21 protein-coding genes are annotated in these 25,014 nt (G+C 56.2%); 11 read left to right on the top strand and 10 right to left on the bottom strand.

What is annotated here, in order from left to right:
* Positions 1-5: 5 nt before the first annotated feature.
* From LBK75_09285 to thpR, 4 genes are all read left to right on the top strand, one after another.
* Positions 6-746 (top strand): alpha/beta hydrolase, encoded by a 741-nt coding sequence (locus LBK75_09285; GenBank protein MDR1158474.1) that lies wholly within the window; start codon positions 6-8, stop codon positions 744-746.
* Positions 743-1,153 (top strand): PaaI family thioesterase, encoded by a 411-nt coding sequence (locus tag LBK75_09280; protein MDR1158473.1) that lies wholly within the window; start codon positions 743-745, stop codon positions 1,151-1,153. The genes LBK75_09285 and LBK75_09280 overlap by 4 nt, the downstream gene beginning before the upstream one ends.
* Before the next feature lie 37 nt (positions 1,154-1,190).
* Positions 1,191-3,548, top strand: a complete 2,358-nt coding sequence (locus LBK75_09275; GenBank protein MDR1158472.1) for an amidohydrolase family protein — start codon at positions 1,191-1,193, stop codon at positions 3,546-3,548.
* A 175-nt stretch (positions 3,549-3,723) separates the two neighbouring features.
* Positions 3,724-4,230, top strand: coding sequence for an RNA 2',3'-cyclic phosphodiesterase (gene thpR, locus LBK75_09270; GenBank protein MDR1158471.1), 507 nt, complete (start codon positions 3,724-3,726; stop codon positions 4,228-4,230).
* Positions 4,231-4,354: 124 nt separating this feature from the next.
* On the opposite strand, the gene LBK75_09265 is transcribed toward thpR, so the two are convergent.
* The 6 genes from LBK75_09265 to LBK75_09240 form a co-directional block, all read right to left on the bottom strand.
* Positions 4,355-5,167: a rhomboid family intramembrane serine protease gene (locus tag LBK75_09265; protein ID MDR1158470.1), complete on the bottom strand. Its 813-nt coding sequence runs from the start codon at positions 5,165-5,167 to the stop codon at positions 4,355-4,357.
* Positions 5,164-5,613: a ribose 5-phosphate isomerase B gene (gene rpiB, locus LBK75_09260; protein ID MDR1158469.1), complete on the bottom strand. Its 450-nt coding sequence runs from the start codon at positions 5,611-5,613 to the stop codon at positions 5,164-5,166. Before rpiB ends, LBK75_09265 begins: the two co-directional genes overlap by 4 nt.
* Before the next feature lie 228 nt (positions 5,614-5,841).
* A complete protein-coding gene (locus LBK75_09255; GenBank protein ID MDR1158468.1) occupies positions 5,842-6,264 on the bottom strand; it encodes a flagellar protein FlgN in 423 nt (140 codons plus the stop codon).
* Entirely contained in the window at positions 6,261-6,674 is a 414-nt protein-coding gene (fliS, locus tag LBK75_09250) for a flagellar export chaperone FliS (protein MDR1158467.1), read from the bottom strand. Before fliS ends, LBK75_09255 begins: the two co-directional genes overlap by 4 nt.
* A 42-nt stretch (positions 6,675-6,716) precedes the next feature.
* The gene (fliD, locus tag LBK75_09245) at positions 6,717-8,225 is read right to left on the bottom strand and encodes a flagellar filament capping protein FliD (GenBank protein MDR1158466.1); all 1,509 of its coding nucleotides are present in this window, start codon (positions 8,223-8,225) and stop codon (positions 6,717-6,719) included.
* A 246-nt stretch (positions 8,226-8,471) separates the two neighbouring features.
* Complete coding sequence (locus LBK75_09240; GenBank protein ID MDR1158465.1) at positions 8,472-9,614, bottom strand: D-alanyl-D-alanine carboxypeptidase; 1,143 nt, start codon at positions 9,612-9,614, stop codon at positions 8,472-8,474.
* 204 nt (positions 9,615-9,818) lie between these two features.
* On the opposite strand from LBK75_09240, the gene LBK75_09235 reads away from it, so the two are divergent.
* Positions 9,819-11,447, top strand: coding sequence for a dockerin type I repeat-containing protein (locus tag LBK75_09235; GenBank protein ID MDR1158464.1), 1,629 nt, complete (start codon positions 9,819-9,821; stop codon positions 11,445-11,447).
* Between the two features lie 135 nt (positions 11,448-11,582).
* Positions 11,583-12,383 carry a hypothetical protein gene (locus LBK75_09230; protein ID MDR1158463.1) on the top strand — a complete coding sequence of 267 codons (801 nt, stop codon included), beginning with the start codon at positions 11,583-11,585 and terminating at the stop codon, positions 12,381-12,383.
* A 58-nt stretch (positions 12,384-12,441) separates the two neighbouring features.
* On the opposite strand, the gene LBK75_09225 is transcribed toward LBK75_09230, so the two are convergent.
* The gene (locus LBK75_09225) at positions 12,442-13,122 is read right to left on the bottom strand and encodes a DUF554 domain-containing protein (GenBank protein ID MDR1158462.1); all 681 of its coding nucleotides are present in this window, start codon (positions 13,120-13,122) and stop codon (positions 12,442-12,444) included.
* A 486-nt stretch (positions 13,123-13,608) separates the two neighbouring features.
* Complete coding sequence (locus tag LBK75_09220) at positions 13,609-13,896, bottom strand: hypothetical protein (GenBank protein MDR1158461.1); 288 nt, start codon at positions 13,894-13,896, stop codon at positions 13,609-13,611.
* Positions 13,897-14,194: 298 nt separating this feature from the next.
* Between LBK75_09220 and LBK75_09215 the strand changes: the two genes are divergently transcribed.
* Positions 14,195-15,796, top strand: coding sequence for a DNRLRE domain-containing protein (locus tag LBK75_09215; GenBank protein ID MDR1158460.1), 1,602 nt, complete (start codon positions 14,195-14,197; stop codon positions 15,794-15,796).
* A gap of 951 nt (positions 15,797-16,747) precedes the next feature.
* Here the strand turns inward: LBK75_09215 and LBK75_09210 are convergent.
* Together LBK75_09210 and LBK75_09205 are read right to left on the bottom strand one after the other, a co-directional pair.
* Positions 16,748-18,784 (bottom strand): peptidoglycan DD-metalloendopeptidase family protein, encoded by a 2,037-nt coding sequence (locus LBK75_09210; GenBank protein ID MDR1158459.1) that lies wholly within the window; start codon positions 18,782-18,784, stop codon positions 16,748-16,750.
* Positions 18,781-19,155: a BlaI/MecI/CopY family transcriptional regulator gene (locus tag LBK75_09205; protein MDR1158458.1), complete on the bottom strand. Its 375-nt coding sequence runs from the start codon at positions 19,153-19,155 to the stop codon at positions 18,781-18,783. Before LBK75_09205 ends, LBK75_09210 begins: the two co-directional genes overlap by 4 nt.
* 419 nt (positions 19,156-19,574) lie before the next feature.
* On the opposite strand from LBK75_09205, the gene LBK75_09200 reads away from it, so the two are divergent.
* From LBK75_09200 to LBK75_09185, 4 genes are all read left to right on the top strand, one after another.
* Entirely contained in the window at positions 19,575-20,876 is a 1,302-nt protein-coding gene (locus tag LBK75_09200; protein MDR1158457.1) for a putative DNA binding domain-containing protein, read from the top strand.
* Positions 20,877-21,141: 265 nt separating this feature from the next.
* A complete protein-coding gene (locus LBK75_09195) occupies positions 21,142-22,308 on the top strand; it encodes an isocitrate/isopropylmalate dehydrogenase family protein (GenBank protein MDR1158456.1) in 1,167 nt (388 codons plus the stop codon).
* Between the two features lie 31 nt (positions 22,309-22,339).
* Positions 22,340-22,984 carry a redox-sensing transcriptional repressor Rex gene (locus LBK75_09190; protein MDR1158455.1) on the top strand — a complete coding sequence of 215 codons (645 nt, stop codon included), beginning with the start codon at positions 22,340-22,342 and terminating at the stop codon, positions 22,982-22,984.
* 2 nt (positions 22,985-22,986) lie between these two features.
* A complete protein-coding gene (locus tag LBK75_09185; protein ID MDR1158454.1) occupies positions 22,987-24,963 on the top strand; it encodes a DNA topoisomerase in 1,977 nt (658 codons plus the stop codon).
* Positions 24,964-25,014 lie beyond the last annotated feature (51 nt).

The following is a 25,014-nucleotide window of genomic DNA, read 5'->3' as shown; positions in this document are numbered from 1 at the left end:
CGGCCATGTTTGTTGAGACGAACGGCGTGAAGCTCTATTGCGAGCAGACCGGTCAGGGGCCGGCACTGCTGCTGCTGCACGGCAACGGCGAGGACCACACCGTCTTTGACGAGTCGGTCATCCGGTTTTTCAGCGGCCGCTACCGCGTGGTGGCCGTCGACAGCCGGGACCATGGCCGGAGCGACCGAGTGGGTGTGCTTCGTTACGAGGACATGGCGGAGGACATGGCCGGGCTGATCGCCGCGCTGTCGCTGGGGCAGACGGCGGTGCTCGGTTTCAGCGACGGCGGCATCGTCGGGCTGCTGCTGGCGGCCCGCCGTCCGGAGCTGGTGTCGAAACTGGTGGCGGCCGGCGCTAACACGCGCCCGGGCGGCCTGCAGCCGTGGTTTTGTCTGGCCATGTGGCTGCGCTATCTGATCAGCTGGGACAAAAAGATCCGCCTCATGTTGACGCAGCCTCACATCTCCCAGGCGGCGCTGGGCGCCATCCGCGCGCCCACGCTGGTGTTGGCCGGCGGCCGGGACATCGTCCGGGCCGCGCACACGCGGGCGTTGGCTGCGGCGATCCCCGGCAGTGAACTGTGCATCCTGCCGGACGAGACGCATGACAGCTACGTGCGGCGGCCTGCGGCACTGCTCCGCAGTACGATGGCTTTTTTGGACGTGGTGGGCGGCGACGCGCGGGAAGACAAGTCGGATGTGCCGAGAACAAACCATAAACAGACAGAGAAGGGAGAGGACAGATGAAATCACTGGATGAGATCCGCGCTCTCTTTGCGCGCGATCTCTTTGCCGCGGAGCACGGCATCACGATCGACGAGGTGACGCAGGAGCGGACGGTCTGCAGCGTGGCCGTCAGGCCGCGCCACATGAACGCGATGGGACGGATCCAGGGCGGCCTGGTCTTTACGCTGGCCGATTTTGCCTTTGCAGTTGCGACGAACCACGATCTCCTCGACACTGTGACACTGAACAGCACGATCCACTTCGTCTCCGCTCCGAGGGGCGGGCGTCTCACGGCCACCGCCGTTCGCTGCCACGACGGCCGCTCGATAGGTCTCTATGACATCGACGTGACCGACGACCAAAACCGTCTCGTCGCCCGCGTCTCTTCCACCAGCTACAGGAAACAAGCGGCGGCGAACCGCCCGTGATTGCACGCGAAAAAATAAAATTGGAGGTTTGAATTGGATGAAAAACTACGTGAAGCGCAACCGGAAACCCCTTATTTCTTTGCTCCTCGCCGCAGCACTTGTGCTGCCCTTTTGCGGCGCGGGCGCGCTGGCGGCGGAGACGGCTGTCTTGGTGCTGAAAAACGCCGTCGTCTATACAGTGGAGGGCACAAATTGGGATGTCGCGCCGCAGCAAAGCCTTGCGGTCGGAGCGGATGGGAAGTTCCTATACGTCGGCAGTGACGAAGGCGTGCAGGCGTACATAGGAGAGGACACGCAGGTACGGGACATGCGCGGGAAAGTCGTTCTTCCGGGTCTGGGCGACGGCCACGTGCATCCGCCGGGCACGGCCCTGACAGAGATGTATAACATCTATCTTTATACCTCCATCACGAAGGAGCAGACCCTCGCGGACATCCGCGCTTACATTGAGGCCAATCCGGAGCTTGACGCCTATTGGGGAGGCGGTTTTACGATGGGCATCGGCGGGGAAGAGGCCGAGGGCCGGGGACCCAAAAAAGAATGGCTGGATGAGATTTGTTCGGATAAACCCGTCATTCTTACATCCAACGACGGCCACAGCCGATGGCTCAACAGCAAAGCGCTGGAAATGAACGGAATCACGAAGGACACGACGCACCCGACGGGGAAGGTGCAGAAGGGGCCGGACGGCGCGCTCTGGGGTACGCTGACGGACGCCTCCAGCTTAATAGGCATGTCTCAGCAGTTCAGTGCCGAACAGCAGCGCAGAGGCCTTGCGTCCTATCAAGACAGCATGATTCAGTGGGGGTATACCCAGGGCAATATGATCCTTCCCTCTCCGGACTATGTGGACTACATGCTCCAGATGGAAAAGGACGGAGACTGGCATATGCACGCCAACCTCGCCACCCGTTTCTCGCCCGGAAACAAGTTTGAGGACGACCTGAAAGTGTTTCTCGACGCGCGGGAGGCCGCGAAGGACAGCGACTTGATAGCAGTCACCACCGGCAAATTCTTCGAGGACGGCGTCGTGGAGGGTATGACGGCGTATTTGGGGGCGCCGTATGCTCCGGCCGCCGGATTGGCGTCCGATTTTGTCTCCGTGCCCCTTTGGGACTTGGCGTCCCTGAAGCGCTATTTTGACACCCTGATGAAAAACGGCGGTCAGATTCACGTCCACGCCATAGGCGACGAGGCCACGACGCAGACCCTGGACGCGATGGCGTACGCGCAGGAGCAAAATCCGAGCGTGGACGCGCGCAACACCATCACCCATTTGCAGGTGGTGAAAGATGCCGACAAGGCCAGGATGGGGCAGCTCCACGTTATCGGTTCCACCCAGCCCTTCTGGCATTTAAAGGAGCCGGAGTGGTACGAGTATGTGGACAAGGTGGCTTTGGGCGAAGACAGAGCCTACAAAGAGTATCCGGTCAAAAGCCTGATCGATAGCGGTGTGGTGGTGACATTCTCCGGGGACTATCCCGTGTCGCCGGTCAACGACCCCTTCTGGGCCATAGAGGCCTCGGTTACCCGAAATCTGAACAATCCGGAGTATTATGGGGTGGACGACATCACGGACATCAACGACCCCGCTTGGCTCTTAAATCCTGCCGAGCGGATTTCCGTGAAGCAGGCGGTGGAGGCCTATTCAATCAATGTGGCCTACCAACTCTTTGCCGAAGATCGGTTTGGTTCCATCAAGGTGGGCAAAGACGCCGATTTTATCGTCATTGACCAGGACATTCTGAAAATCAACCCACTCCGCATTGATCAGACAAAGGTGCTAGCCACGGTGTTTGGCGGTACGCTTGTGTATGACGGCGGCGCTTTCGACGAGGTGCCGTTTGACGACGTAGAAAAGAGCGACTGGTTCTACGGCGACGTAGTCTATGCCTACGAAAACGAATTGTTCAACGGCACGAGCGCGACCGCGTTCAGCCCCAACACTCCCATGACGCGCGGTATGTTTGTGACGGTATTATACCGTCTGCACGGCGAACCGAGCGTGGGGGAAGCCGCCAGTCCGTTCCGAGATGTGGCCAGCGGCGCCTATTACGCCAATGCGGTTGTGTGGGCGTCGTCAAACGGCATTGTGAACGGTTACGGGGACGAACTCTTTGGGGCTGACGACAACGTCTCCCGCGAGCAGATGGCGGCTATTTTGCAGCGCTACATGAATGTGGCGGAAATCAATCTTCCCGTCACAGAGCAGTATATTCTCTTTGCGGATGAAAACCACATTGCCGACTACGCCAAAGAGGCGGTGCAGGTGCTCTACAAATTGGAGATCCTGGGCGGGGTGAGCAGCACGCAGCTTGTCATCGACCCGCGGGGCGACGCGACAAGGGCGCAAGTCGCGGCTGTGCTCCACAGATTTGCGGAAAAGATTGGGTAAGACGTCTGTCTGAAATCACCGCACATGTGGATGAAATGCCCGAATGTAGGGAATCAAAATTTTGAACCCCTACTCACCACAAGATTTCAGTAAAAAGTCGCCAAATGGCGACTTTTTACTTGCCTAAACCGACAGTGAAGCTAAGCGAGTATCTGGAGAAAGACGAGGTATGAGTATGCGGCTTTTCGTGGCAATCAACTTCAATGACAATACCAGAGGCGGTTTGCTTGCGCTACGCGATGAGCTTAAGGCCAAGTCACCGCGCGGCCATTTCAGCTTGCCGGAGAATTTGCACCTGACGCTGGCATTCCTCGGCGAGTGTGATAAAAAACAGCTTGTTGCCGCAAAGTCGGCGATGAACGCCGTGAACTTCGAGCCGTTTGACGTGACCATAGAACGAATCGGGAACTTTCGCGGCGACTTGTGGTGGGCGGGCTGCAGGGCAACGCCGCAGTTGTCAGCGATTCAACAGGCCCTAAGCGACAATCTGCGTAAAGCGGGATTCATGCTCGAAAATCGCAAGTATAGCCCGCATATAACGCTTGGGCGTGAGGTTATAACAGACGTAACGCCATGGACAATAAAACCGTTCGGGGAAACGGTTGGTAAGCTTGACCTTATGAAGTCTGAGCGAATCGGCGGGAAGCTGACCTATACGGCGATATGCACGACGGCAACTTAAAAGGCGGCAAATAATAATCGACAGTGAACAAGTAATGAACAAATCTAAAAAATGTGCGAGCCCCTTTGCGATCGAACGTCGCCGTCGAGGGACTTTTCACATAGATGGTTCATGTGTCAAAAGGTCACTGTATCGTCGTGTGGACGTGGTTGAAGATGTGTTCGGAGCAGTAACATTTGTAGCCGGCGCAGAGGGAGCAGTAGCGAAATTCCCGATCGGGGGCCTCCGCGTCGGTGATACCGCAGACGGCGCATTTGTGGATATACCCCCGGCGCTCCTTGGTGCGGCGCACCTCGGACTTAAACGCCACGGTTCGGCGGCTCGTCCGCAGGGGCCGGCGCACCAACTTGAAAAGGGTGGGGGCAAAAAACAGCAGATAGTTCGCAATGGCGGTGAGCGGCAGCAGATTGGCCAGCGTAAAGGGGATGCGCAGCATCGGCCAGAGGATGAAGACAGCCGCCTCCGCCAGCGCCACGTACTTGAACCGAACCGGGATTATAAAGAACAGGAGGAGGGACTGGTCTGGGTGAAGGGTGGCCAGTGCGAAGAAGAGAGACATGTTGAGAAAAAATGTCGTGGCGGGCGCGCCTGTCAGCAGGCTGTATACGAGCGCCATCAAAATGCCGGCAAAATAGTAGACCGTCAGCTTCATGGCGCCCCACTCCATCTCCAGATGCTGACCGATCCAAAACAGGAAGTATGCCGAGAGCAGCATCGTCAGGGCGCCTCCGCTGTAAGGGACAAACAAGAAGGTCACAAGGCGCCACCACCCGCCCGCCAGGAAAGAGGCGGGGTGAAAGATGAGCAGGTCGGACACGGCGGGCCCCAAAAAGAGGATCATGAACCCGACGAGGCACTGCCCCAGCGCGATGACGGTTGTGAGCCTGCGCAGACCGAAGCGCTCGTAACGGAGACAAAAACGTTCAAACCATCTCATGCGTCGCCCTCCGCGTGCCCGCGCTCGGTCTCCTCGATCAGAGACACCCGCCGCTGGTGCCGTCCACCCTCGAAATCGGTGGACAAAAACAGATCCACCAGCATCTTCGCGAGTTCCGCGCCCAGCACGCGTGCACCCAGCGCCAGCATGTTGGCGTCGTTGTGGCGGCGTGCCATCAGGGCGGAGTAGGGGTCGCTACAGACGGCGCAACGGACGCCGCGCACCTTGTTGGCCGCCAGCATCATGCCCTGCCCCGTGCCGCAAAACAGCACCCCGCGGTCAAAACGCCCACCCGTCACCGCCCGCGCCGCCGCCTGTGCGGTGACGGGGTAGTCGTCGCCCTCGCCTCCGATGTCCGTCACTTCGTGGCCCTGTGCCGCCACGTGGTCTATGATCTCACGCTTCAGCGCCGCCGCCGCGTGGTCCGCGCCGAACACAATGCGCATAGAGTCACCCCGGTTCTGTGTGTTGGTACCTTGTTGCCGCGAAGCGGCAACAAAAAACAAGAATTTGGGTTGTGGGTTGCAGGTGCAACCCACATTAGATACTTCATCATACCGCATGTGCGGGCGTTTGTCAAAGTGCGGCCCGCCGCGAAAACCCCCTGCCTCCGGACAGGCCGGAGAACAGGGGGCTGAAACAGACAGCCGGCAGCGATATCAGTCACACGCCGCTCAGCGGCGGTGGTCAAAATAGGTGGCGCCGGCGCCGGTGGAAACGGGGTCATACCGCGCGGTGCGGCGGCCCTGTGACACCCGGCGCGTTTGACGCTTCAAGAAGACGAGCCGGTCGGACGCCTTTTGCTGGTTGAGACAGTCCTGCCGTTGGATGCGCTCCAGCAGCTGGTTGCATGAGATCGCCATCTGCACGAATTCGTGATCCTGCAGCAAGAGTGTACGGTCGGGCATCGCCTCCTCAAGCGCGTTGATCGCATCCACGTGGGCCTGGCGTTCGTCGAGGCTGTGGAGCAGTTCGTCCACGTCGTCGCGCTCCAGTACGTCCGCCTGGTGGAACGTAATCTCCAAAATGGCCTCCAGGTGCTCCTGTTTCTCGGCTAGGAGCGGCTTAAAACTTGTCATCGCAGTGACTATTTTCATATGGATCCTCCCGTTCCCATCATTTGCTGCCGGTTGAGGCGGACGGCCTGCTGCCAGGTGTCGCGCAGATCTCCCAGCAGTTCAAGGACGACATCCGTCTGACCGATGTCTTTTTTCACATTGGCCGTGACCAGTTCGCGCAGCATGTATTCGTACAGTGGGTACAGACCCTGCGAAACTTCATACTGCATGTCCAGCGTGCGCATCAGCTCGCTGAGAATGGCTTGGGCCTTGAGAGAGGCCTCGTTGGCCTTCTCCACGTCGCGGTCCCGGAGATGGAGCTGCATCCGCTTGATATTTTTGAGGCAGCCGTCGTAGAGCATGAGCGTCAATTCGCCGGGGCCGGCCGTCATGGCGTGTTGTTGACGATAAAGATTGGCTTTTGTCTGTTGGTTGGCATAAGCCGCCATTGTGATTCCTCCACATGGACAGATAGCAAGTTGCGCAGGTTACTAGACAGAGGTAAAGAGGCCGGACAAGGCGTTCGACTGGCTCTGCATTTGCGCGAGCGCGGCCTCCATGGCAGCGAATTTTTTGTAGTAACTCTCCTGTAAGTTGTAGAGACGCGTGTCTTCGGCCGTCATCTTGTCCTCCCAGTCGGAGATCGTGCGGCTCAGCGACTTGAGGCTGACCTCCGTCGTCTCCGAGGTGAACCGGTCGATGGCGTCCACGACGCGCACCATAAAGCCGGACCCGGCTGTGTCGATCTGCCCGCCGTTCTCTGTGCGCGCGGCAAAGAGCTGGTACACTTTGTCGACGTCCGTCTCCAGCGCGTCGCGAAGCTTGTCCTCGTCGATCTCAAGATGGGAGGCCTGCTGGTAACGATAGCCGGAGCTGGACAGCCCAATGGTGGAGAGTCCACCGAGGTCGCCGACCGCCGAGGTGAAGGCTGTGCGCAGGCTGTCAGCCAGAGTCTGCAGCGACTGGTCGCTGTGCAGCAGACCGCTCTTGGCCTTCTCGTCCCACAGCGCTGCTTCGGACTCCTTGAGCGCGTCGCGCTGTTCGGCGGTGAGCGGTTTGTAGCCATAGTTTTTCTTTTCGGTCAGCTTTCCATACAACGTGTCCATCAGCGTGTTGTAGGCCTCGGCAAAGCTCTTGATCTTGTCGACCACGCCCTGTACGTCGCGCTTCACACTGAAGTTCAGCGCGTTGTCGGTGACGCCCGTCAGTTTGAGAGAGATTCCGTCGAGTTCAAACTCGTTGCTGTCGCGCTCCAGAAAGACGCCGTTTATCTTGATCTGCGCCTTCTGGGCCGCCTCGTGTGTGGAACCGGCGCCGCCGTCCAGGCCGACAGCGGCCAAAAAGCCGCCGGTCCCATCCGCCACCGTGAGGGCGTTCGATCCCTTTGCCTCCAACGTGAAGGTGTCGGTGATCTGCGAGTAGCGCATCGTGACGCCGGCGTCGCTGGCGTTCACGGTGTCCATGATCGTCTTCAGGGAATCGGTCGAACGAAATGAAAAGTCGCGGCCGTTGACGGTGAAGGTGATGTCGCCGCTTAGCGCTTGTCCGCTTTCGAAGGTGAGCGATTCGACGGCCGTGTTCGCCACGGCGGCGGCCGAGAAGCCGTTCCCGCCCGCCACCGCCGACGCGCTTGTCAGTCTGTCGCCGTGGGCCAGTTGGAGGACCTCCACGGAAAAGGCGCCGTCCCGGGCGTTGGTCGTGGTCGTGACGCTGAGGTACGGATTGCTTGCCAGGTCGACTTGGTAACTCTTGTAGGCGCCGGCGCTCAACAGATTGTTTTTCGACGAGAGAAAACTGGCGTATTCGTCGCGGAATTTTCGCAGCGCGTTGTTGACATCGGTGTAGGCGTCGCGTTTCCACTCGGCTTGGGTCTTAGATTGGTACATCCGGTCGTATTTCATCCGTTGGATGCGTGTCAGATCTGTGATCAGCTGGTCCGTGTCCAGTCCAGAGGACAGACCGGTGAGTCGGATCTGATTGCTCAGAGGAGAAATGGCCATAGAGCATGCCTCCTTTGTCGGCCGCGCCGGCCCGTGCCCGCGTGGTGTTCTTGTATCCGTACACTATATATATCGTAAAATGCAGGAAAAACTTAAAAGAATCCCCTCGTTTTTGGTCCGGCAAGCACACAAAAATTGTCCTCCAAATGAGACAAAATCTGCCGCACAAGGAGAGAAATGCTCCGTGCGCCGCCGCATGTCGGCCAAAATTGCAAATAATGACCATGTTCGCCGCCGCCGCGGGGTTCAGCGGTACACGACGCGGCCCATTTGGGCGACGAGGTCAAGCCAGGTGAGGCGTGCGACGGACTCGGCGGCCACAATGTCGACGGTGGTCAGTGTCCTATCTCCGAGGCAGACGCGCAGTACGCCGAGCTTTTGGCCGGCCTGTACCGGCGCCCGCACGTCCGCCGTCAGGTCCACGTCCCGGCGCAACGCGTCCAGCTGTGCCTTCTCCACCAGCACGCGTGTGTCGGACAGGAGGCGCGGCTGTACCTCGGACTGCCGCCCGAGAAGCACCGGTATGGGCTGCAGTACCTCGTCCGGGAAGGCGGCGGCCAGGGCGTAGTGGGCAAAGCCGAAGTCCAGCAGGGTGCATGCGTCCCCGAAGCGCTGCTCCGAGGTGTCCGCACCCAGAATGACAGCGATGAGTTCCATGCCGTTTCGTTCCGCCGTTGCGGACAGGCAGAACCGCGCCAGAGAGGTGCTGCCCGTCTTCAGACCCGTCGCGCCGGGGTAGGTGCGGATGAGCCGGTTCGTGTTGTTGAGGACAAAAGAGCCGTCCCGGAGGCTGTCCGTCCAGACAGTCGTATAGGATCGGATCTGCGGATGCGCCAGCAGCGCGCGCGACATGAGGGCGATGTCCCGCGCGGTGGAGACATGCCCGCCGCCCATGAGGCCTGTGCAGTCGAGAAACACCGTGCCGGTCATGCCGAGTTGCGCCGCCCGCTCGTTCATCCGCGCCACAAAGACTTCCTCGGAGCCGGCCATGTGCTCGGCCAGCGCCACGGCGGCGTCATTGCCGGAGGCGATGACGATGGACTTGAGTAGATCGTCCACCGTGTACCGCTCCCCCTCGGCGAGGAAGACCTGCGACCCGCCCATGCTCTGCGCCCTCCGGCTGACGGTCACAAACTCATCCGGCCGTAGCGCGCCCCGCTCCAGCGCCTCCATCGCGAGCAGCAGCGTCATGACCTTGGTGACGCTGGCCGGCGCGCGCGGCGTGTCAGGTTCCTTGGTAAAGAGAATCTGCCCGGTTTCCTTTTCCATCAAAAGGGCGGCGGGCGCGCTCACAGAGGGCGTCCCCGGCGCGGCGGCCGCTCCGGGGGTTGTGCCGGCCACGCCCAGCATCAGCCCGAAAAGACACAGCCAAACCTTCCATTTCCGCATGACGGATCCCTCCTCACACCGCCTTGCGGCGGCGGTTCTTCTCCGCTATCTTATGCGGGCGGCGCTCCAGGCAGACAAAAATTTTCGGCGCTGCCTCGAAAAATTTCTGAAAATCTATTGCATTTTTCTGCGATCTGTGTTATGATGCCGCTAGTTAGAAATTACTAACTAACACGGAACAAACTACTGAAGGAGGAAAGAAACATGCAAAATTCCTGTGCCCCAAAAGTTAGAACAGCAAAACAGTGGAGGACATTGCTGGCGCTGGCGCTGGCGGTCGCGCTGCTAGTGAGCGCGGCGCCGATGGTCGTGCTGGCGGCCCCGGAGGATCCGATTGTCGTCACGACCGGCGAGGAGCTGGACACGGCGCTGCGGGAGGCGCCCGCGGGCGCCGTCATCGTACTGGCCAACGACATCGACGCGATTTCCTCGGCGACTTACTCGTCGAAAGATCTGACGCTCGACGGTCAGGGCTACAGCATCAATGGCGCCGAGGATCGCCCGAAGACGGCGCTGCGGTTCGCGAACACCCGTGAGGGCAGCGTGCGAGTCCCGAACAACGTAACGATCCGCAACACCGTCTTTCGGAACCTGACGAGCGACGTGCGCTACGGCGGCGGCGCGATCGGCGTATTCATCGGGACGCTCACGATCGAAAACGCTACCTTTATTGGCAACAGCGCCACCGCGGCCAACGGCGACGGCGGCGCTGTGCTGCTCGACAGCGGCAGCGGCGGCAGGCTGACGATCCGCAACGCCACCTTCGTTGGCAACGCGGCGGGGCATGATGGCGGCGCGGTCAACTCGGCGGCGGCCGGCGAGATCGTCAACGTCACCTTCGTCGGCAACACGGCGGGCGGCCAGGGCGGCGGTTACGCGAACACCTCGACCAGCGCCGCCTCGCAAGCCACGGTTCGCAACGCCATCTTCTCCGGCAACACGGCTGTGGGGGAGGCACAGGAGATCTTCCGCGCCGCGCCCGACAGCGGACATAACGTATTCACCGGCGAGAACGATGCCGCCTGGCTCGCCACGGAGCTGGCGCTGAACGGCGGCCTGACGCCCAACTTTGCGCTGCTCGACGTGGCCGATTCGCCGGCCATCGACAAGGGCGATCTCGACGCGGCCCCGGCGCTCGACCAGCGCGGCGCGGCGCGGGACTACCTGCCAGACATCGGCGCCTATGAGTACCAGCAGCCGGCGGGCACCTTCCGCAACGTGGCGAAGCTGAACGTCGTCTCGGCGCCGCAGACAATGCCCGGCCCGATCGACTTCAGCCTCTCCGCCTTGATCTATGCGGCCGACAGGGTCAACACGGTAGAGGCCGTGTTCGCCTACGACCCGGCCGTATTCAAAGCATCCGCCGCCGTTGTCCCCACCGGCTATGAGGTCGCCTCCGTGGTTGTCAATGAGGAGAAGGGCCTCATCAGCGTCGTGCTCGGCGTGGCGAACACCGGCATCATCAGCTTCGACGATTTCGAAGACATCGTGACCGCCCGCCTCATCGTGCGGGACGGCCGGACGCCAGACGCCGCGGCCCTTTCGCTGCGGTCTCTGCGCGCCTATGCCCGCGGCGCCGCCGTCGAGCTGCGCACGCTGCGCGACACGGTCTTGGCGCCGCTCAACTACGCGGCCGGCAATCCGCTGGACGTGAACCGTGACGGACATGTGGACGCCGCCGACCTCTCACTGGCCCTGTACTACTACGGCGCGGTGTACACAGACCCCAACTGGAACACGGCCTCCGCCGCCGATGTGAACAGCGACGGAGTGGTCAACATCACCGACGTCATGACGCTGGTGAACGCGGTCCAGCAGGCCGCGTTCGCGTAACAAACAGTTGTCAGTAAACGGATAGCAACTGATAAAAGCGGCCGTTGACAGGCGGCGCGGGTGTCCGCGCCGCCTGCCGCGGCTTTTGACACTTGAACCCTGTATGGCTGTGGAAACGATAGGCGGGTGAATGATGTGAAGCGAAACCGATGTATGTGTGCCGCGCTGGCGCTCTGGGCGGTCTGGCTGGCCTGTACGCCGGCGCCCTGTGCGGCCGCCGCCGCACAGGGCGAGCACTCAGCACTCAGCACTCAACACTCAGCACTTGCGGCCGCAGCCGCGGAGAACGAGGCCCTGCGGGCGGTCATCTCGGATGCCGTTGTCAATGAAACCGGCGCGGACTTTACACTGACGGTGTCCGCCGTCGGCCCATATGAGCCCTGTTCGGCGATCGAATTTGCCTTTGTGAGCAGTGACCGAACCGATCTCTTCATCCGGCCGCTGGCGGAGGAGAATCTGGACATCACCTTTGCCGAGGACCTCGGCGGTGTCTACCACCGGGGCCGTGACGGGGCGGAGCCGGGTTCGATCTCTCACTTGGTGGGCCTCTATGTGAAGGACGGCGTCAACGACATCAGCGGGGATCGGACGCTCTGCCGGATCGGTCTGCGCTACGAGGGGGTCGAGCCCTGTCAGATCCGGCTGGAGCAGATCCTGCGGGTCCGCACGGACGAGACGGGCGCCGTCGCAAACGATCCGGTTTCATCCACGCTCGTTCTCGACATTGATCCGGAGGTTTTCGCGGCTCTCGCGGAGACGGAGACGGCGGTGGACGCCGCGGCCCCGCTTGCCGCACCGCCGGACACGGACGCCGGGCCGTGGCCGCTCGTCGCCGGGGTGCTCGCGGGGCTGCTGGCCGCCGCCGTGGTCGTCATCGTGATACTGAGCAAGCGCCGCCCGGCGCGCCCCGCGCCGCCGGACACGGACGCCGCATGAGATAAAAGCCCCCTGTCTTCCGAGACAGGGGGCGCTTTTTCGGGGTCTCACACTGACATCAAATCAAAAACAGGCAGTAGTACCCGACGGCGACCAGCAGGCCGGGAAGCATGTTGGCGACGCGACAGCGCGCGCCAAGGGCCATGTTGCAGCCGATACCCAGGATCATCACGCTGCCCGCGGCGGAGAACTGTGTGATGAGTGCCGGGGTGAGGACGCCCTGCAGGGCGCCGGCGAACAGCACGAGGCCGCCCTGGTAGAGGAGGATCACGGCGGCGGAGAGCAGCACGCCCGCCCCCAGCGTGGAGGCCAGCACGACGGAGGAGATCCCGTCCAGCACCGCTTTGGTGAAGATGATGCTATGGTCGCCCCGCAGGCCGCTCTCGAAGGAGCCCACGATGGACATGGTCCCGACACAAAACAGGAGGGTCGCGTCGACGAAACCCCGTGCGACACCGTCGCCGCCGTCTTTTGTGAGCAGCTTCTGAAGGGTCTCCCCCAGTCGGTTCAGCCTCTTGTCGATGCCGAGAGCCTCCCCGGCGAGGGTGCCCAGCGCGAGGGAGACGACGAGCAGCATGGCGTCCCCCTGCAGAGCGCCGGAGATGCCGATGATGCAGACGCAGAGCCCCAGGGCTTTCTCCAAGCTTTTCGCGACGGTCTCGGGCAGCCGCCCGCGGAAAAGCAGCCCGACAAGACCGCCCACGAGCACCGTAGCCGCATTGGCCAATGTTCCCACCATGTATTCCGCTTCCCCTTTTCTCCGGCCGGAGACGACGCCCCCAGCACTGTATTGCACCTTCCCCATTATACGACGCCCAACACAGGAATTCAATGGACAGATGAAAGATGCTAATCATGCCTGCCGGATGCAGCGTCAAGCGTTTTGGGAAGTGGGCTCCTATCGTCATAAAAAGTGTAGGATGACGATGGTTAATATTTGCAGGAGACAAAAATACTTTTGGGATTTGGGCTCTGTCAAGTGAGGATGTCTTTAGCGCTGTAAAAATAGGGTGATAAAATGAATGCAAAATCTAAATATACAAAATCTTAGTGAATTTTACATAAAATACCAAGAAAAAATGACGGAATATTCAGGAAAAATTGAAGTTATTTCAAAACATCTGAAATAACTCTTGACAAAATAAGATTACTGATGTAATCTTATTAAGAACTCGTGGATTACAAGCATAGTCCTGCCTTGCGATAGATTTTTACAACTGTAGTCTCAATGTTCCGATTCATCAGTCGGGCGGACAGAAGCAGCGGCTAAGTCTATGGCCAATTGAACAAGCAACTTCCAAAAATATAGTGAAGGAGGCGACAATGGGACGGCAATTGTAAAAACGCCACACATCACTAAGCTCTGCCATGAGCTGCGCTCCCGTAATCTCGCGATGCCGTACATGGCCAATACGGCGTCATATTCTGGTAACAGTTTTGCCAGGCAGATCATCTCGGCCTTGATTGTCATCAGAACCTTTCCGGCGGAGGTAAGTTCGGTGACGGCTGACATGGCCAACAGCTTGGCGTTTCCGTCTCCTGGGGTACACGCGAACTCACTGTAAGACGGCGGAACAACCTGCGTAAATCGAACACTACGAAAATTACTATTGTAGGAGGGTGCTTATGTGTACAAAAAGGTGTGCCTAACGCATGACAGGGACATCGGCGGGCTATCTCAGCAAAAACTAGGCGCAAACCTATCCTGGATGCCTTTGGGAATGTTTTGCACTTGCGAATCCTAAGCAATCTCAGCGTTTCATCATGGAGACTTCACATTAAAAAATATATTTTGAAAGGAAATATTTGAAATGAAACATCTGCTGAAGAAAATCCTCAACAACCGGAGCAAGAACATCGCGTTGCTTCTGTGCTTATCATTTTTGATGATTGCAACTTCTGCTTTTTCTTTCGCTGCCGACTTTGTCAATCTTGAAAACACCAATCCTCAGCCTGTTTTGAGGTCGGTGATTTTGGATGAGGTTGTCGAAAGAAGGGATGTAGCCGAAAAACATTTCATCAGCGACGAAGGTAGCTATGTGGCTATTGCCTATCCCCATGCCGTGCATATGGAATCGGATGAAGGGCAATGGGTAGACGCCGATTATCCTCTTGCACAAGAGGGCAACTGGATTGTGCCTCCCGATGAAAACATTTTCTTGGCGGCGGATACGGTATCTGCTCAAAGTGATGGATTGGTGCGAATCGATACTGAGCAATATGTTGTAAGTTGGACGATTGATAACCTTGTAGAGTCAGTACAGGCGCAAGTAAAATCGAGTGCTGAATCATCGACTGGAAAAAATCAAGTGACATCCGAGGAAAGACAAGCCGCCATAGAATCTGTATTGGAACTGAAAAGAGCTACACAAGAAAACCTAGAAGTATCGGATTGGTCGTCAGATATGCAATCACAGGTTGACAACGTGAACGCGCAAATCAATGAAGTCAATCGGTTGAGTATTTTTAATATCACGGAATTGAGTTCAGTAGTTGAATATCCGGAAGCGCTAGGAGACGGTACAACATTGCGTTATTGGGTATCGCCTGGACAGCTCAAAGAAGAAATTGAGCTAGACTATCGCGGTGACTTTATATCATACAGCATGGTCATGGATACAGCGGGATTAAATGCAGTTTTGCAGGAAAACAACAGTGTTCTTTTGCTGGATGAAACTGGAGAAACTATTATTGTAATTGGTTCCCCTAATATGTATGACGCTGTGACTGAAGTGTCCTTTGACTTTGACATCACTGTAGAGCAGAACGACAACCAGTGTATTATTACTTTCACGCCAAATATGGCTTGGTTAAACGCACCGGAGCGTGTATGGCCGGTTGTGATTGACCCTTGGATATCTTCTGGGACAAATGCGGCGAACCATTCTGATAACTTTGTTTATAGCAACCAATCCACGGCTCACTCTCACACAGACACCTGGCTTGCGGCAGGCTGGGGGGCATCACCGGCGGGCTCTGCAGTAGTGGAACATCGTGCGTATTGGAAAGCCCTCGTTTTGCCGGGACTTAGTTCAGGCTTGGTCACCGCATCCAATCTTCAAGAGGTAAGATTTTCCATATATGTGGTCTCTGGAAGCCAATACGCTCCAACGCTACAGTTGTACAAAGTCCCAAGTACTTGGAGTAGTTCTACTATCACATTTTCGAATCAACCATCAGTGCCATCCTCATCAATCTCTTCTGGAAGTCCAGGTTTCAACAACGCTTGGCTTGACTACGCATCGTATAACAATTCAGCCCTTTTTAACACAGTCAAGGGTTGGTATCAAAGTTCAAGTACCAACCATGGTTTCATGTTAAAGCACGCTTCGAATGCCGGGGCTAGAAATACTTTTTATTCTTCTGATCACACCACTACGAGTCTCAGACCTTATTTGGAAGTTGAATATTGAGAGACGCGATACATGTCATGTCAGCAATGATTTTGCGATTCTCATTGTCTGATTGCCAGTAAGGTAGAGTCGCCTTGGGATCTCTATAATAATATGGATTTGCTTCCAAAGGCTCCCAAACTTCGGTTTCAGTTCGGGAGCCTTTGGGAGCAATGTCGAAGGATGATGATGTTATCAATCTGTACATGTAATCTCGAGCAATGTCGGAGCTTTTTTTCGAATTCGATTTTCTTACGACACTTGGAGCTCATCATTTCAAATAAGAAGTCTGCTTTAAGCAGACTTCTTATTTGAGGAAAATCCGCTTGACAATTCTGGATCGAAATATCGCTGTTCGCGTCTGTTTTGATGGTTTTGTGCCTTTGCGATATAAGAACGTGGGCAGGTATTGCAAAGGTGGACAATTTGGCTTCCAAGAACCCCAGTTTTCTTATAGCCTGCTTATCCGTCGGAAGCCTTGTTCGGCTTGCAAGAATCCGGCTGCTGCGTGGCGAAGTGCCATCTCTCTGTCTCTGAAATTGCTTACTCAACGCAGGACGCCCTGGCAAGAGGAGTTCGCAGATTCCAAGACGTTGGTGTTACAAAGCGTCTTCCTCAGCAGGTCCGGAACTTTCAACTGATGGACGGTCAGTGTTTCCTCCAATCCTTCCAGCAGGATGGCTGCCGCCTTCGGATAGAGGCCATGGAAGAGTACCAACGACACATTGCTCTGTTCTGATTTTGGCAGGTACGCCAGGACCAGGACATTCTACTTTTTGTGTACCCAGTACCATTGGACCACCACCGCAACGCCAAACGTGTCTATGAGGGCCTTGTGAAGAACTTACTGTCGCGCCCTTCTCCTGGCTCCAAGTCCCGTTCTATCATATCAGCTAGTTGACTACCTCGCTGTTCTCTGTCCCGCCTACTGCAGCTCCAAGATCTGCTTGTGCTCGCCGTTGTCTCCTACAGCTACGTGGAGTAATTTTCTGGAATTTTCCGAGAATCTGGGTGGACAAATTGTGTAGCTACCCATTCCAAGTAAGAGGAAGCAAAGAGATTATTATATTCAAAAATTTCAAAGAGCAAATCTGGATCTTTTATCTCTTCACCCGTATCCAGTACCCTAACATCATATATTTCCGTGACATTTCCGGTTGTGGGCTCAACTTCAAATGAAAATGTTACATTTGTTCCGTTAGCAGTTGTCCCTAGCAATCGGCATATTTTTAATTTAGTCATTGGATTTATATACTCGCCATATCGACTTGTGCTGAAGTGAAATTCTCTGTCTACCTTTAGAGTTTCAAGTTCATAACCGAGAAAATATCCGATGATTTCACCTTTGTTTATGGTATTGCCAGTTGTCATTCCTTTTGCATAACAAATATTTGAATATTCAGTACACCATCCATCTCCGTGATCCAATCGTATAAAACCATAATCGCTATTGTTTTCGTTTATTTCAACAACAACACCCGCGTCCACAGCTACGATTGGCGCTCCTATTGGTGCGTGGATATCTACCCCGTTGTGGAAATATTGGAAACGAGCGGCGCCATCACGGCTGCCATCGTTGGGGAATATTTGAAAATACGCATCATCTTGCAGATCTTTAAAAAGCTCATCGTTGCGGTCAGGATAACCACTTGGAAACACCTCTGCATTATAACCCTGAAACACCCCTTTATCATCGTATATTGCAAAATTTCTGAGGTTTTCTCCTGCTAGACCAAATCCATCATCAATAACATTCTGATAGTCCGTCATTACAGGCCATAGATATTCGTTTTCCTCTTGTGTAGAGTCCTTGTGTTCTTCTGGTTGAGGAGCAGTATCATCTTCATTTGCATCGCCGCCAATATCAATAAGAACACCTGTATCTGCCAATGTATCAGCAACTAGCGCTCCATCTAAATTGACCGTATTATTTTCCGCCTCAGCTATAGCGCTGGTCAGCAATAACGTACTCAATGCAAGAATCAAAACAATACATAAGGCAGAGATAATCCATTTTTTTTGGGCATGAGCTCCATTCAACTTGATCATGTTGATTCTCCTCTCAAGATTTTTCTTGTTTCTTGCCGCACTTAAAAGGGGTAATGGCAGAGGTGATACTTTTTCAAGAACAGACACTAACGCTCCAGCGTAACGCATATGCTCCGCAGATGGGATATATCGCAGAACTGCTTCATCATTTGCCTGTTCTATATCTTCTCGGATTCTTGCAAAACAGTACCAAATAATCGGGTTGAACCAATGCATAGACTGCATAATGACAAGCAATATATTGAATATAAAGTCACGGCGCTTATAATGAGAAAGCTCATGCAATAAGATGTAGCCTATCGACACGTCATCCATATCGTTTATGCGCCCATTCAGAAGGATTATAGGACTCGGTAAAGCAAATAACGAAGGTGTTTTGACGGCCTCTTGTAAAATGACACGAGGTATGTGTCGGAGCCCCATAACATCAGTGCACTGTTGATATATATCCATGATGCGGCTATTTACGGATAGACTTGACATGTTGATTTTTCGCCAAAGAAACAAAGAACAAAACAGGAACCAAACCAACAATATACAGACACCGCTTAACCACATATAAGAAAGAATCGCAAATGGAGCAATTGAAGTCTTGGATGGTAACTGCGATGAAAGGGAAGGAATGTCAGATGCGGAGATCGCTTTTTCATTTGCAGCTGCTCTTGCCAGTTTGTCGTCAGGCGATATAAGATCGAAAACGATGTCTTTTGAAAAAATCGGATCTTCGGGTGAATGTGCATCCGTTGCTTCAGAGACATTCCTTGGCAATAGATTAAAAAGGCTTAACTCGCTTGAAGGGCCAGAGGGAATCAGTAGTTTAACCATCAAAACCGCCCAAAGTGCAAGCTGCCACCATGCGCTGATCTTACAAGAAAGCAAGCGTTTGAAGAAAAGGAGAATAACACCGACAATCCCACCATATAGTGACGAGATGAAAACGGATTCGAAGACTGCATTCACGATTTATCATCTCTTTCAATCAAAGCTCTTAGGTCCGCTCGTTCTTCGTCAGTAAGAATTTGCTCTTTAATAAATGCCGTGAGCATCATTTTCATGGAGCCGTCGTATACTCGGCTCAAAAAGGATTGATTTTCAGTCAAACGATACTGCGCTTGACTGACAGCTGCTCGATAAAGAAACATTTTTGGATTCGATTTGTCTGCGAAGATCGCACCCTTAGTGACCAGTCGTGATATCAGCGTATGGATCGTTTTCGGTTTCCATTTTGTTCTATTCAATAAAGATGTAACGATTTGCGGACTGGTCGCCGTTTCGCATGCCCAAAGAAATTTCATCACCTCAAGCTCGGCGTCTGAAATTTGCGAGTTCATAAGATCTTCTCCTTCTCTCATTCGAAAACCTGTAACGTCGAGTAAAATCGACAACTTACACTGCTGTGTCCGACGTAAACACGGCCGCTTACACGGCGTGTTGCAGACCGAAGAACATTTGCGGCAAGCGAAGATCATACGAGGTGTAGAATCACCAACACTGTGCAGGGATTGCCGCCGTGAAGTGGTCGTCCGCTCGTCCGAAAAAATGCTCTTATGTCAATACTATACTTGTAATCCACGTTTGTCAAGAGCTTTCTGAATTTCCTCTGAAATTTTTCCTCTGACCATCTCCGTTTTCTAACTGTCCTTCTGATTTCGAAACTTTCACAGAATGAAACTGAAAATTATTAAAAGTTCGTTTGACACACCGAAATTTTGGTGTTATAATGGTAAAGACTTAATGGTGGAGGCCGGTTATGAAATTTGCAGAAAGTGTCACTTGTGAACTGAAATCACAGTTCACGGACGAGATTAAACGCACGGCTGTCGCTTTTGCCAACACAGGCGGCGGCAAAATATATGTCGGTATAGACAATGACAGTGCGATTGTAGGTTTGGACGACCCTGACTTTACGGCCCGACAGGTCGGTGACAGCATTCGCAACTCTGTCAAGCCTGATATCACGCACTTTATGCAAGTTGATATTGCCGGGTATGACGGCAAAAATGTCGTTGTGGTCACGATTGAACGCGGAGTTTATGCACCCTATTATCTCGCTGAACGCGGGTTGAAGCCCTCCGGCGTATTCGTGCGTGTGGGAAGTGCGACTGTCCCCGCCACCGATGAACATATTCGGCGGATGATCAGGGACGCGGACGGTGAACGTTACCTTACCGCTCGTTCTCTTATTCAGGAGCTTACCTTTACTCGGACAGCAGAGGAATTCTCTGATAAGAAATTTGCCTTTGAGCTGCCGCAACAACAAAGTCTTGGCATTATCGGCGAAAATGGCATATACACGAATCTCGGCTTGCTTCTTTCTGAACAATGTCAGCACACGGTGAAAGTTGCTGTATTCGAGGGGACAAGCAAATCCATATTCAAAAGCCGTAAAGAGTTTGGTGGTTCGCTGATACAGCAGTTGTACGACGTTATCGAATACGTTGACTATTTCAACCTTGTGCAGGCAAAAATCGGCATGGTAAGGCGCGTTGAGCGGCGGGATTATCCGATTGACGCCATCCGTGAGGCTGTGCTGAATATGCTTGTTCATCGCGAATATGCGCTGTCGGCGAGCTCATTTGTCAACGTGTATGATGACCGCATGGAGTTTTTGTCCGTTGGTGGCCTCGCGCCCGGCATCTCGCTTGACGCGATACTGTCCGGCGTGTCACATACGCGTAACGAAGGGCTTGCTAACATTTTCTATCGACTGGAATTGGTTGAAGCTTATGGTACAGGTATTGTCCGTATTATGGGTGACTATGCCGACTGTAAAAGGAAACCTGAAATTAACGTCACTGACACCAGCTTTATGCTCGTCTTGCCAAACACGCGATATGAAGCCGTAAACGCGCCGCCAAGTGAGCAAGAGCGAACCGTTATGGCGCTGATTAAGCGCGATGGATACGCAACGGCAAAGTCGTTGGGGCAAGACCTTGGGCTTGGAGCAACGCAGAGCTACAACATCTTAAAGCGGATGACAGACACAGGCAAGCTGACTGCCAACCGCAACGGGCACAGAATAGAGTATCGAGACAGGAGCACAGCAGAATAGCCTGTTTCGGGGCGACGGTCAAAACAAACGGGCCGACGGGGTCACGGACGACTGGCCCTTTTGTCTCCCCTTGCCGTCAAACCGGCGAAAAGACGGGGAAATGGAAAAAATTGGGCTACACGCGGCCGGTCGGAGCAAACAAAACGCGACATGTGAGATAGATTTGACAATGGCGCCTGTTTCGCATTATAATAACAGAGTATCTTGACAAAAGGGTATATATCGGCACAGGCGGAGGACAACACTGGGGATAGGGGGGCGCTTTGTGGAGAACAATTGGGGGCACGCCGTCGCGCGGTTTGAGGAAGTGATCCGGCGGCAGCGCCGGCGGATTGAGGCCATGGCCGCTGCAGGCGATTTTGTGGATTACGGCGCGCTGCCGGAACTGGTGATCGGCGTGTGCGGCGGCGACGGCATCGGGCCCGCTATCACGGCCGCGGCGCGGCGCGTACTCACCTACTTGCTGCGGAGCGAGACGGCTGTCGGGCGCGTGCGCTTTGAGGACATCGAAGGGCTGACCATCGAGAACCGCGCCGCCTGCGGGAAGGCTATCCCCGACGATGTGCTGGCCGCGCTGAAGCGGTGTCACGTCATCCTCAAAGGGCCGACGACGACCCCGCGCGCGGGCGACCCGTGGCCCAATATCGAGAGCGCCAACGTGGCCATGCGCAAGGAGCTGGATCTGTTCGCCAACGTACGCCCGGTCAAAGTGCCCGCCGCGGGGATCGATTGGCTGTTTTTCCGCGAGAACACCGAGGGCGCCTACGCGGTAGGCAGCCTGGGCGTCGACGTGGACGACGACCTCGCCGTCGATTTCACCGTGACGACGACGGGCGGCACCGAGCGCATCGTGCGCCTGGCCTTCGAGACGGCCCGCCGCACCGGCCGTACGCGTGTGACGGCGGTGACCAAGGCAAACGTCATCAAGACGACCGATGGGAAATTTTTGCGGATCGCTGCGCGCATCGCGCAGGAATATCCGGAGATCCGGTTTGACGACTGGTACATCGATATCATGACGGCCAAACTTGTCGATGTCAAGCGACGGCAAGATTTCCAAATAATGGTACTTCCAAATCTGTACGGGGACATTCTCACCGACGAGGCCGCCGAATTCCAGGGTGGTGTGGGCACCGCGGGCAGCGCCAACATCGGCAAGCGCTATGCGATGTTCGAAGCGATTCACGGATCGGCGCCCCGCATGGTGGCCGAGGGGCGCGCGCAGTACGCCGACCCCTCCTCTATGCTGCGGGCCGCGGTGATGTTGTTGGAGCACATCGGGCGGGCGGACGCCGCGGGGTTGCTGGCGCGCGCCCTCGATCGGTGCCTATATGAAGAAAAGACGCTCACGGTCACCGGGCGGGACACCGGCGCCACTTGTGAGCAGTTCGCCGACTATGTGATGAAGACCGTGGACGCGCTGTCCCGGTGACGCGGCGGCCGGCGAAGAAGGAGGATTGCGCATGTCAAAACTGTCCAACGGGGGCAATGTGTCCCAAGCGGTGGTGCGGCGGCTGTCGCGCTATTACCGCCACTTGCACGAGATGCTTCAGGAGGATGTGCACCGCATCTCCTCGCAAAAACTGGCCGATCGGCTGGGACTCACCGCCTCGCAGATCCGGCAGGATCTCAACTGCTTTGGCGGATTTGGCCAGCAGGGGTACGGCTACAATGTGGAGATTTTGCTGCGGGAGATCGGCGGCATTCTGGGGGTGCGCCGGGGGCTCGCGGCCATTTTAATCGGCGTGGGCAACATGGGGCGCGCGCTGTGCAACAACTTTGACTTTTCCTGGGCGGGCATCCGCCTCATCGGGATCTTCGACAACAATCCGAATGTGGCGGGCTCCTCGGTGGGCGGGTTCACCGTGCAGGCAATCGAACGGCTAGACGCCTTTGTGGAGCGGCGGCGGCCGGACATCGCCGTGCTCACGCTGCCGCGCGAGACGGCCCCCGCGATGGCGGAGCGGTTGGCTCGCCTCTCGGTGCGGGGATTTTGGAACTTCACGGGCGCCGACCTGCACCTCGCCCTGGAGGGCGCCGTGGTAGAAAACGTCAACTTTGCCGACAGTCTCCTGACACTCTCTTACCGCGTGGGGGAACTTCTGTGAATATGAGAAGCAGAGCCAATTACGGAAACGAGAGTATCTCCGCCCTCAAAGGCGCCGACCGCGTGCGCCGCCGGCCGGGAGTCATCTTTGGTTCGGACGGGCTTGAGGGCTGTGAACACGCGGTGTTTGAGATCCTCTCGAACGCCATCGACGAGGCGCGCGAGGGGCACGGGAGTCTCATCGCGATCACGCGGTTTGCCGACATGTCCATCGAGGTGGAGGACTTCGGACGCGGCTGCCCGGTGGATTTCAACCAGACGGAGGACCGTTACAACTGGGAGCTTGTCTTTTGTGAGCTGTACGCCGGCGGCAAGTATCACAACAACGAGGACGAAAACTACGAATTCTCCCTGGGGCTGAATGGGCTGGGCGCCTGTGCCACCCAGTATGCCTCCGAATATATGGATGTCTGGGTGTGCCGAGACGGGCACGAGTACCGCCTGCACTTTGAGCGCGGCGAGAACATCGGAGGGCTTTCGAAGGAGCCGACGACCCGGCGGAAGACCGGATCTCGCATCCGCTGGCGGCCCGACCGGGACGTATTCACCGACATCAACATCCCGATCGAATTCTTCATCGACATTTTAAAACGCCAGGCCGTCGTAAACGCCGGCGTCACCTTCCGATTGCGTTACGAGACGGGAGCGGGCGTACAGTCCTACGACTTCTGCTACACGGAAGGGATCATGGACTATGTCCGTGAGTTCGCGGGCGAGGACGCGCTGACGGAACCGCGGCTGTGGAAGGCCGAGCGGCGGGGGCGGGACAGGGCCGACAAGCCGGAGTACAAGGTGCGGCTCTCGGTAGCCTTCTGCTTCTCTAACCGAGTGAATCTCATTGAGCACTACCACAACTCCTCGTTTCTCCAGCATGGCGGCAGCCCGGACAAGGCGACCCGCTCGGCATTGGTGTCGGCGCTGGACGCCTGCTGCCGCGCGAGCGGGAAGTACCAAAAAGGCGAGGCGAAGATCACCTTTGCCGACATTGCCGACTGTCTGATCTTTGTGTCAAACAACTTTTCCACGGCGACATCCTACGAGAACCAGACCAAGAAGGCCATCACGAACAAGTTCGTACAAGAGGCCATGACGGACTTTTTGAAGGCGCAGTTTGAGGTCTATTGCATCGAAAACCGGGCGGAGGCGGACCGCATTGTCGAGCAGGTACTGATCAACAAGCGCAGCCGGGAGACGGCGGAAAAGACCCGTCTCGGCATCAAAAAGAAGTTGACCGGCGGGGTGGACATCACCTCGCGCGTGCAAAAATTTGTCGACTGCCGCACAAAGGACGTGGAGCGGCGGGAGATCTACATCGTAGAGGGGGACAGCGCGCTGGGGGCCTGCAAGCTGGCGCGCGACGCGGAGTTTCAGGCGATCATCCCGGTGCGGGGCAAGATTTTAAACTGTCTAAAGGCAGAGTACGGAAAGATCTTCAAAAACGACATCATCACCGACCTCATCAAGGTGCTGGGCTGCGGGGTGGAGGTATCCGCTCGGCACCGAGAGCTCAGCACCTTTGATCTGTCTGCGCTGCGCTGGAGCAAGGTGATCCTCTGCACCGACGCCGACGTGGACGGGTACCAGATCCGCACACTGATCCTGACGATGCTCTATCGGCTGACGCCGACCCTCATCGAGGAGGGGCTGTGTTACATTGCGGAGAGTCCCCTCTACGAGATCCGTTCGAAGGACAAGACCTGGTTTGCCTACACAGACCGGGAAAAGGACGACGTTCTGCGCGCGCTGGGCGGCGCGTCCGCCGTGGTGGCGCGCTCGAAGGGGCTGGGCGAGAACGAGCCGGACATGATGTGGCTGACCACGATGAACCCGGAGACAAGGCGGCTCATCCAGGTGCTTCCAGACGACGCGGCCCGCACGGCCGCCTATTTCGATACGCTCCTCGGCGACAACCTGGCCGGCCGCAAAGAATTCATCGCCGAACGCGGCGCCCTCTACCTCGACAGAGCGGATATCAGCTGATAAGGAATTATAAAAAGGAAATAATTTACAATAAATGTGTAATTACAGAAA

This window comes from Oscillospiraceae bacterium (assembly GCA_031265355.1).
Classification (GTDB): Bacteria; Bacillota; Clostridia; order Oscillospirales; family UBA929; genus JAIRTA01.
Note: the sequence above shows the minus strand (reverse complement) of the source record. Positions and strands in the feature narration are given on the sequence as shown.

Excerpts from the sequence above, each read along its gene's own strand:
- LBK75_09285 (MDR1158474.1), top strand. The coding sequence starts at position 6 with ATGTTTGTTGAGACGAACGGCGTGAAGCTCTATTGCGAGCAGACCGGT.
- LBK75_09280 (MDR1158473.1), top strand. The coding sequence starts at position 743 with ATGAAATCACTGGATGAGATCCGCGCTCTCTTTGCGCGCGATCTCTTT.
- LBK75_09275 (MDR1158472.1), top strand. The coding sequence starts at position 1,191 with ATGAAAAACTACGTGAAGCGCAACCGGAAACCCCTTATTTCTTTGCTC.
- thpR (MDR1158471.1), top strand. The coding sequence starts at position 3,724 with ATGCGGCTTTTCGTGGCAATCAACTTCAATGACAATACCAGAGGCGGT.
- LBK75_09265 (MDR1158470.1), bottom strand. The coding sequence starts at position 5,167 with ATGAGATGGTTTGAACGTTTTTGTCTCCGTTACGAGCGCTTCGGTCTG.
- rpiB (MDR1158469.1), bottom strand. The coding sequence starts at position 5,613 with ATGCGCATTGTGTTCGGCGCGGACCACGCGGCGGCGGCGCTGAAGCGT.
- LBK75_09255 (MDR1158468.1), bottom strand. The coding sequence starts at position 6,264 with ATGAAAATAGTCACTGCGATGACAAGTTTTAAGCCGCTCCTAGCCGAG.
- fliS (MDR1158467.1), bottom strand. The coding sequence starts at position 6,674 with ATGGCGGCTTATGCCAACCAACAGACAAAAGCCAATCTTTATCGTCAA.
- fliD (MDR1158466.1), bottom strand. The coding sequence starts at position 8,225 with ATGGCCATTTCTCCTCTGAGCAATCAGATCCGACTCACCGGTCTGTCC.
- LBK75_09240 (MDR1158465.1), bottom strand. The coding sequence starts at position 9,614 with ATGCGGAAATGGAAGGTTTGGCTGTGTCTTTTCGGGCTGATGCTGGGC.
- LBK75_09235 (MDR1158464.1), top strand. The coding sequence starts at position 9,819 with ATGCAAAATTCCTGTGCCCCAAAAGTTAGAACAGCAAAACAGTGGAGG.
- LBK75_09225 (MDR1158462.1), bottom strand. The coding sequence starts at position 13,122 with ATGGTGGGAACATTGGCCAATGCGGCTACGGTGCTCGTGGGCGGTCTT.
- LBK75_09220 (MDR1158461.1), bottom strand. The coding sequence starts at position 13,896 with ATGTCAGCCGTCACCGAACTTACCTCCGCCGGAAAGGTTCTGATGACA.
- LBK75_09215 (MDR1158460.1), top strand. The coding sequence starts at position 14,195 with ATGAAACATCTGCTGAAGAAAATCCTCAACAACCGGAGCAAGAACATC.
- LBK75_09205 (MDR1158458.1), bottom strand. The coding sequence starts at position 19,155 with ATGAACTCGCAAATTTCAGACGCCGAGCTTGAGGTGATGAAATTTCTT.
- LBK75_09200 (MDR1158457.1), top strand. The coding sequence starts at position 19,575 with ATGAAATTTGCAGAAAGTGTCACTTGTGAACTGAAATCACAGTTCACG.
- LBK75_09190 (MDR1158455.1), top strand. The coding sequence starts at position 22,340 with ATGTCAAAACTGTCCAACGGGGGCAATGTGTCCCAAGCGGTGGTGCGG.
- LBK75_09185 (MDR1158454.1), top strand. The coding sequence starts at position 22,987 with ATGAGAAGCAGAGCCAATTACGGAAACGAGAGTATCTCCGCCCTCAAA.